Here is an 8,481-nt window from a genome sequence, read left to right as displayed (position 1 = left end):
GCTTTTTCCTTGACGGAAAAACCGCCATCGGCTTCGTCGTTGGCGCCGTGCTGTCAGGCGCTTGCGGCTTTATCGGCATGAACGTGTCGGTTCGCGCCAATGTGCGCACCGCCCAAGCCGCCACCAAAGGCATTGGCCCCGCGCTTGACGTTGCCTTTCGCGGCGGCGCCATCACCGGCATGCTGGTCGTGGGCCTGGGCCTCCTGGGCGTGACCGGCTTTTACTGGTTTCTGGTGGGCAATGGCAACTACACACCCGACCTCAAGCTGGCCAACCTGCTCAACCCGCTGATTGGTTTTGCCTTCGGCTCGTCGCTGATTTCCATCTTCGCCCGGCTGGGCGGCGGCATTTTCACCAAGGGCGCCGACGTCGGTGCCGACCTGGTGGGCAAGGTCGAAGCAGGTATTCCCGAAGACGACCCGCGCAACCCGGCCGTGATTGCCGACAACGTCGGCGACAACGTGGGCGATTGTGCCGGCATGGCCGCCGACCTGTTTGAAACCTACGCGGTCACGCTGATCGCCACCATGGTGCTGGGCGCCCTGCTGCTCTCGGGCGCAGGCGCCACCGCTGCGGTTTACCCGCTGGCACTGGGCGGCGTGTCCATCATCGCCTCCATCATCGGCTGCTTTTTCGTCAAGGCCTCGCCCGGCATGAAGAACGTGATGCCGGCCCTCTACAAGGGCCTGGCAATTGCCGGCGTACTGTCGCTTATCGCGTTTTATTTCGTCACGATGTGGCTGATGCCCGACAACGCCGTCACGGCAAGCGGCACGCAGATACGCCTCTTCGGCGCCTGCGCGGTCGGCCTGATCCTGACCGGCGCGCTGTGCTGGGTCACCGAGTACTACACCGGCACGCAGTACAAGCCGGTGCAGCACATTGCACAGGCATCGACTACCGGCCACGGCACCAACATCATTGCCGGCCTGGGTGTCTCCATGCGCTCCACCGCATGGCCGGTGATTTTTGTCTGTATCGCCATCCTGACGGCCTACTCGCTGGCGGGCCTGTACGGCATCGCGATCGCCGCCACTTCCATGCTGAGCATGGCGGGCATCGTGGTTGCGCTGGACGCCTACGGCCCCATCACCGACAACGCCGGCGGCATTGCCGAAATGGCCGAACTGCCCAGCAGCGTGCGTGACATCACCGACCCGCTGGACGCGGTGGGCAACACCACCAAGGCCGTGACCAAGGGCTACGCCATCGGCTCCGCCGGCCTGGCCGCGCTGGTGCTGTTTGCCGACTACACCCACAAGCTCGAAGCCTACGGCAACGTGATCAGCTTCGACTTGAGCAATCCCAAGGTCATCGTCGGCCTCTTCATCGGCGGCCTGATTCCCTACCTGTTCGGCGCGATGGCGATGGAAGCCGTGGGCCGCGCTGCCGGCGCCGTGGTGGTTGAAGTGCGCCGCCAGTTCCGCGACATCAAGGGCATCATGGACGGCACGGGCAAGCCCGAGTACGACACCGCTGTCGACATGCTGACCACAGCTGCCATCAAGGAAATGATGATCCCCTCGCTGCTGCCCGTGGTCGTGCCCATCGTGGTCGGCCTGGCGCTCGGCCCCCAGGCACTGGGCGGCCTGCTGATGGGCACCATCGTCACCGGCCTCTTCGTTGCCATCTCGATGTGCACCGGCGGCGGCGCTTGGGACAACGCCAAGAAGTACATTGAAGACGGCCACCACGGCGGCAAGGGTTCCGAGGCACACAAGGCCGCCGTGACCGGCGACACCGTGGGCGACCCCTACAAGGACACAGCCGGCCCGGCCGTGAACCCGCTGATCAAGATCATCAACATCGTGGCGCTGCTGATCGTGCCCCTGGTGATGAAGTTCCACGGCGGTGAAGCCGCAGCGGCCCCGGTGGCACCCATGGCCGCGCCTGCTGCCATGAGTGCACCGGCCGCCACACCGACTGCACCCGCCATGCCGGCGCCCGCGCCCACGCAGGCGCCCAATGCCGCAGCAACGCCAACGCCAGCCGCACCGGCCTCACGCTAGACCGCTCCGGCCCATGCAAAAAGCTCTGCGTTGCAGGGCTTTTTCTTTGGGCGTCCTGTGAGGACGAAGCTGCAAAAAAAGGTTCGTTGACTCAGGCTGGCATCCACCGGCTGGAACCCGGCCCAGGCAGCGCCAGATCCGGTGCGGCAGTCAGGCTTTCAAAGTACCTGATTTCGCGGAGTGCTTCKCTCAATGTCATCTCGCCTGCATTCATCAGGCAGCCGGTCAGATACTCCGTCAGGGCGGTGTACTGGGCCAGCGTGGCCTTCGTCTCACTGTAAAGCCGCTCGCTCTGGGCTTCCATGATGCTGCGGGTTTCCTCGTCCGGCGGTGCCGTGCCGCCGTCCTTGAGGAGCGCGGCGTAATTCAGCCGGGTCTTGCGGTACATGCCCATTTCAGCCACCGCATGGTGCAGCAGCCGCGTGACACGGGTGATGTCATTGTGGGCGCCGCCCGTGGTTCCGTCTTCGCCGAAGAAGATTTCCTCGTTCGCCATGCCACCCAACAGCACCCGCACCTCATGCTCCATGTCACCCTTGGTCTGCAGCAGGTTGCTGTCCTGCTTGTGCAGTACAAAGCCGAGGGCATTGTTGCGGGGGTTGGCCTTCAATGAAATTTTGATGGTGGTCATGTCGGCCAGCAGCGCGTTCCAGTTGTCGCCGGCCAGCTTGCGCCGGTGCTGGAAATCCATCAGGAAGTGGCCCCACTCATGTACGGCGATGATGCGCCGGTCGCGCTCGCGCTCTTTGGTGGTGTTGTCGTTGACATTGCCCACCAGCACACGCTCGGCGGCCTGCATCAGGGTGTGCGCGCCTATCATCTGGCCCGCCTGCACTGCGATGATGCCGGCCTGGTTGACCATGGTTTCGAGGTCTGCCGGGCTGCAGCCTTCCGTCAGTTCAACAAAATGGCGCAGGTCCATATCGGGCAACACCTTGTCGGCACGCTGGCGCAGGTAGTGGCCGGTGATGGCCAGGCGCTCCTGCTGGTTGGGCATGCGGAAGTCGACCTTCATCTGGAAGCGGCGCAGCATGGCCTCATCCATCTGCAGGTTGGCCGAATTGAAGTTGGACGCCACGATCCAGATGATTTCAGTATCCGATTTGGTCCGCACACCGTCCAGGATGGCCAGCAACATGTTCTGCGTGTCATCGTCATATTTGCGGTTGCCACCGCGCCGCATGAAAAGGTCCTGCGCTTCATCAAGAAAGACGATGCAGCGTTTACGCCGCTTGGCCAGCGCAAGAATGCGCGACAAGGTGTTCGAGCCGCCGGCCACATAGCCGGTCTCGAGGTTGGCGGCTGAATGGAAAAGAATTGGCAGGTTCAGCTCTTTGGCGAGGTAGCTGGCCAGCTTGGTCTTGCCTGTACCCGCGGGGCCGCTGAACATCACGTTGAAAGGCTTGTTCACGCCATAAGCGGCGTATTCGAGGCGGCGTTCGTACTGGTCGCGGATTTGCGCAACCTCGGCCTTGATATCGTCCATGCCGACCAGGTCCTCCATATCACCGCTGATTTGCGCCGGCGAAATGAACTTGAGGGATTTGCGCTGCCCGCCCGTCTGGTACCAGAGGAAGGCAATGAGCCCCAGCGTCAAGGTCGCTGATACCAGCGCGCTGGCGCCGCCTTTCCAGGCGTCCTGTTCGGATTGCGGGCGGGCGTCACCGAAACGCTGTTCAAGGCGCGCCAGCATGTCCTTGCTCGCGTCATCAAGCGCGCCCCGGGGCACGAAGGTGAGCTTGCCACCCCACGGTGCCGTGACGGCCTTGTCGGCCAATATCTTGGTTTCCATGTCCGAGGGGTAATAGGCGTACTGCCTGCCCTCCGATTCAATCAGCACAAAGCGCTCGGAAACGGTCCACAAAATGGGCCGGTAAATGATGGTGATGCGCGTGACCGGATGGGCTTCGAGAAAGCTCAGGACCGACCCGCTTCCGAAGACGACCGGCAATGCGGTGTTGTACGTCCAGGCCGCTTCAACACCCGGCCCCGACGCTGCCATGGCCTTGACTTCCAGCGCCATTTTTTCCTGCCGCTCCAGGGTCGACCAGGCGTAATAGGCGCTTGCCGGAATCATCAATGCCACGGCCAGTACGGCGAACTTCATGCCAAAGGTCTGAATCGACAACCAGTCGCGCAAACGGGCCATAAAGGCTTTAAACCAGGCCAGCAGGCTGGTGGTGGGCGCGTCGTCGCCGGGCGGAATATCGGCTGGGCTTTTGGTGGGATCAGTCATCGCGGTAATGCGTCAAAAATGCGGACCCGCAGTTGCCGGCTGCCTGCCGCTGTCGTCACGCCAATACGGCCGGGCCGTTGCGTAACATGAGCACCATTCCCTGTAGGAATTGGCGAGGTGCATGTGTAGGTTCAATCCTACATATATGCCAATCGTGGCGCAGCAAAGGATTTGTAAATTGGCCGAGACACAACGCTGTGGCTGTGACAAACGCACGCTTTTGGGGAGCGTTACCTCGCGGGAGGCCCTGCCCCCATGGCTCATTTCTGCCCGTGGGAGGCGGTAACCTCCGGCCGGGGGCAAATTCAGCACAATAGCGCCATGCAACTCAACTACATCGCCAATACCTCTGTCGCATCTTCTTCAGGCAAAACCATCCCAATGATCGATCCGTCCGACGGGCAGGTGTTTGACGAGATTCAGCGCAGCAACGCGCACGACATGGATACCGCGGTGAAAAGTGCCCACGAATGTCTGGAACTGGTATGGAGCCGCTTCAGCGCCGCCGAGCGCGGGCGACTGCTGATGCGGCTTTCCGCCAAGGTGGCCGAGCATGCCGAAGAGCTGGCCATGATCGAGCAGCGCGACTGCGGCAAGCCCACCAAACAGGCACGCGCCGACGCGGCGGCCCTGGTGCGCTACTTCGAGTTTTATGCCGGCGCCTGCGACAAGCTGCACGGCGACACCATTCCCTATCTGGACGGCTACAGTGTGATGACCTGGCGCGAGCCGCACGGCGTGACGGGCCACGTGATTCCGTGGAACTACCCGATGCAGATCTTCGGCCGCAGCGTCGGCGGCGCGCTGGCCGCGGGCAACGTCTGYGTGGTCAAGCCGGCAGAGGATGCCTGCCTGTCATTGATTCGCGTGGCGCAACTCGCGGCCGAAGTGGGTTTTCCGGCCGGCGCCATCAACATCGTGACCGGTTACGGCCATGAGGTCGGCGACGCGCTGGCCCGCCACAAAGAAATCGACCACATCAGCTTTACCGGCAGCCCCGCCGTGGGCACGCTGATCCAGCAGGTCGCCGCCGAGCGCCACTGCCCCGTCACGCTGGAGCTGGGCGGGAAAAGTCCGCAAATCGTGTTTGCCGATGCCGACCTGGATGTCGCCATACCGGCCATCATCAACGCCATCGTGCAGAACGCCGGGCAAACCTGCTCGGCCGGCTCGCGCCTGCTGGTAGAACAGGCGATTTACGAGCCCCTGCTGCTGCGCTTGGGCGAAGCCTTTGAAAACCTGCGCGTCGGCCCCGCCGCCATGGACCTGGACGTGGGCCCGCTGATCCGGCAAAGCCAGCAGCAGCGCGTCTGGGACTTTTTAAGCGATGCGCAGGTTGCCAACATTCCCATGGTGGCCCAGGGCCAGATCGTCGACGAGGCGCCCGACACCGGGTTTTACCAGGCCCCCACCCTGCTGCGCGACGTGCCGGTAACGCACAGGCTGGCGCAGGATGAAGTGTTCGGCCCGGTGCTGTGCGCCATGAGCTTCAAAAACGAGGATCACGCAGTAGAACTTGCCAATGCCACGCAGTTCGGCCTGGTCGCCGGCATCTGGACGCGCGATGGGGCACGCCAGTTCCGCATGGCCAGGCGAGTGAAAAGCGGCCAGGTGTTCATCAACAACTACGGCGCCGGCGGTGGTGTGGAATTACCTTTCGGCGGCGTGAAGTCATCGGGCTACGGCCGTGAAAAAGGCTTTGAGGCCTTGCATGGCTTCACCACGCTGAAAACAGTGGCCATACGACACGGTTAAGCCGACCCCGGCCGCAAGGTCTCGGGTTCGTGCCCCTCGCCACGGCCGCCCTGCAGTCAGCCCTTGATTTGCGCCGTCTTCACAACGCTTTCAGCTTTTGGCAGAAGCCGCGGGAAAAATGAAAGCCTGGGAGCAAGGAAGGTGGCAGCGAACAATTCGCCATTTCGCTGGCTAAGCCAGCCTACGCCGTTGAGCTGGACGTCATCGCCCTTTCTCGTCACGGTAAATTCGAACCGCGCACCTTTCTCACCCGCAAATACCGAAGGTTCAACCTTTGTCATGTTGACGATGGAACCGTCTGCCGAATACATGATCTCGAAAAGGTTGACCAATTGGTCAAGCGGCATGCCTGCCTGGTAAGTTGGAACACGGGCTGCCTTCTGCCCGGACGGCACGCTGCCTGCAGGCCTGACCAGCAGCGCCTGGCCTGGCTTGACGGCCGCCCAGAGGCGCAGGTGATCCAGCGTCAATCCCTCCTGGGTCCACATGTCAAAAGGCTGCTGGGTGCCGGGTGGGGCCACCTTGTTCCAGGCATCAGTCACCTTGACGGCCAGCCGGTTATTGACCAGTTGCTCACCCTCAACCTTGGTGATGGACATGCAGCCCGACAGGAAAGCGAAGGCAAGAAGGATCAGGAGTTTTTTCATGGTTTAAGTTCCGCAATGTAATTTTTAATAAGACCCGCATCCGCTGCCTCAGGCGCGGCGGTGAGGTATTTTTCGAAGGCCTGTACGGCCGAGGCGGTGTCGGTCCGCTGCTTTTGCACCAGGCCGAGCGCCCTGAAAGCCTCGGCCGGAGCCTGTTCAAGAGCGGTCACGCGCGTCAGGTCGTTCAGGGACTCCTGAAGATCTTCCTTGCCTGCCCGCAACCGATACACCTCACCGCGCGCGTACAGCGCCTGGCCGTCCTCCGGATTGCGCGACAGCAGGCGATTGAACAGCACCAGACTTTCTTCAAACTGGCCACGCCGGATTTCATCCTGCAGCCACCCGAAGCGGTGCCGTGACATCACCTGCTGGTATTCCACTGCACCCGTTTTACCGCCGCCGTCGCCCGCCAGGCGGAGCAGATCATCACGGCGCGTCTCCAGCGGGGGATGCGTCGCCATCATGGGACTGCGTTTGCCAACGTCTTCACCGCCGGTGATCTTGAGTTCGCCCAGCAGGTTGTCCCACACTTGTGCAGCCTGCCTGCCGTCATAACCCGCCCGGGTCATAAGGCGCATGCCCAGACGATCGGCCCGCGTCTCATGGTCCCGGGAAAAAGCGAAAGCACCGGCCAGAGCACCAAGCTGGCCAATGGCGCCGACAAGGCCGAACATGCCGATGAACTGCGCAAAGGCGGCCCGGCTTCTCAGATCCCGCAGGCGCTCAAGCGTGTGCCGTTCGAGGTAGTGACCGATTTCATGGCCCAGTACCGCAGCGAGTTGCGCTTCATTCTCCGCGCGCAGCAGCAATCCGGTCCAGACCTGCATCATGCCGTTCGGCGCCATGCTGGCGTTGAAGAGCGGCGTGCGCACCACATGTACACGAATGTCAGGGCAGTGGTCTCCCGCGAGACGGCATACCAAGTCTTGCAGATATTGGCTCAGTTGCGGGTCGCGTACGGTAAATGGACTGCGCCGCAGACGCGTTTCTTCACGGTCCATCATTCCCCACAAGCCGCCTTCATCTGTTTCCAGCGCAGGGCGGGCAAAGCGCTCTGCGGGCAAAGGCGAGATGGAGGCAGCTGCAGGGTTCTCCTGGCCAAAGGCTGACAAGCCTGGCAACAGGGCGCCCATACCCAGGCAGTGCTTGCAGGCCGTCCGCAAAAAAGCACGGCGCCCGCCAGCCGGTATGCCTATCATCTGGCGACCGGAAAACCCTTGAGAAGGGCTTCGATGGTTTCTTTGGCTGGCTCGGGTTCCCTCAGGTCACCTGAGGCCCGGCGCAAATCATTGAACCAGACAATCCGCCCGTTATTCAAATCGACCAGCGAGGCATAACCAATCTGCGCGCCCCCGGCAATCCCCACGCCCAGCACAGCCATGGCGATCATCGCGGCCTTGCGCTCGCTGCTGGCATAGCTGTCGCGCATCCAGATGAACAGGGCGTAATCAGCCCCCGTTTTATCCTTGAGAGGCTTGACGGCATCTCCGAGTGACCAGTTCAGGGCATCGTTCTTGGTGGGCAGCTTGAGTACACCACCAATCATGTGGTGCAGAAAAACAGATTGCGCGACAGCTCCGTGCAGGGAGTTGATGTCCGCGAGTTCGTCCATGTCTTTTTCTTCAAGCCCGATCACGTCAGAACCCAACTTGAGCTTGCTCGAAGCCAGACCGGACTTGACGTTTTTCTGGGCAGCCATGGTCCAGTCGGCCCTGGGCTCCTGCACGCCGCCGGCACCGATGGAAAAGAGCTCGAGGTCTGCGGGCACGACAACCAGCTTCGAGGCCGCCGCGCGTTCCGAGAATCCGGGTGCCAGGTTCTTGCTGGATTGTTG

At 62.2% G+C, this 8,481-nt stretch carries 6 protein-coding genes; 2 read left to right on the top strand and 4 right to left on the bottom strand.

Annotated elements, in window-relative coordinates; all coding sequences use genetic code 11:
• On the top strand, positions 1-2,009 hold a 2,009-nt coding region (locus tag AC1D1P_RS08660; RefSeq protein ID WP_477672697.1), incomplete at its 5' end, for a sodium-translocating pyrophosphatase.
• A 91-nt stretch (positions 2,010-2,100) separates the two neighbouring features.
• Here AC1D1P_RS08660 and AC1D1P_RS08655 read toward each other — a convergent pair.
• A complete protein-coding gene (locus AC1D1P_RS08655) occupies positions 2,101-4,245 on the bottom strand; it encodes an AAA family ATPase (protein WP_477672696.1) in 2,145 nt (714 codons plus the stop codon).
• Between the two features lie 321 nt (positions 4,246-4,566).
• Here AC1D1P_RS08655 and AC1D1P_RS08650 point away from each other — a divergent pair, with 321 nt between their 5' ends.
• Positions 4,567-6,000, top strand: a complete 1,434-nt coding sequence (locus AC1D1P_RS08650; RefSeq protein WP_477672695.1) for an aldehyde dehydrogenase family protein — start codon at positions 4,567-4,569, stop codon at positions 5,998-6,000.
• A 56-nt stretch (positions 6,001-6,056) separates the two neighbouring features.
• Here the strand turns inward: AC1D1P_RS08650 and AC1D1P_RS08645 are convergent, their stop codons facing one another.
• From AC1D1P_RS08645 to AC1D1P_RS08635, 3 genes are all read right to left on the bottom strand, one after another.
• Positions 6,057-6,647, bottom strand: coding sequence for a hypothetical protein (locus AC1D1P_RS08645; RefSeq protein ID WP_477670860.1), 591 nt, complete (start codon positions 6,645-6,647; stop codon positions 6,057-6,059).
• The gene (locus AC1D1P_RS08640) at positions 6,644-7,651 is read right to left on the bottom strand and encodes a M48 family metalloprotease (protein ID WP_477672694.1); all 1,008 of its coding nucleotides are present in this window, start codon (positions 7,649-7,651) and stop codon (positions 6,644-6,646) included. The genes AC1D1P_RS08645 and AC1D1P_RS08640 overlap by 4 nt, the downstream gene beginning before the upstream one ends.
• A 191-nt stretch (positions 7,652-7,842) precedes the next feature.
• Positions 7,843-8,481, bottom strand: a 639-nt coding sequence (locus tag AC1D1P_RS08635) for a hypothetical protein (RefSeq protein WP_477672693.1), incomplete at its 5' end; no start/stop codon positions are given.

It is taken from the genome of Polaromonas sp. P1_E1_2, from assembly GCF_056406035.1.
Note: the sequence above shows the minus strand (reverse complement) of the source record. Positions and strands in the feature narration are given on the sequence as shown.

What these genes read in the sequence shown, in the direction of transcription:
- AC1D1P_RS08645 (WP_477670860.1), bottom strand. Translation starts at nt 6,647, where the DNA reads ATGAAAAAACTCCTGATCCTTCTTGCCTTCGCTTTCCTGTCGGGCTGC.
- AC1D1P_RS08640 (WP_477672694.1), bottom strand. Translation starts at nt 7,651, where the DNA reads ATGATGGACCGTGAAGAAACGCGTCTGCGGCGCAGTCCATTTACCGTA.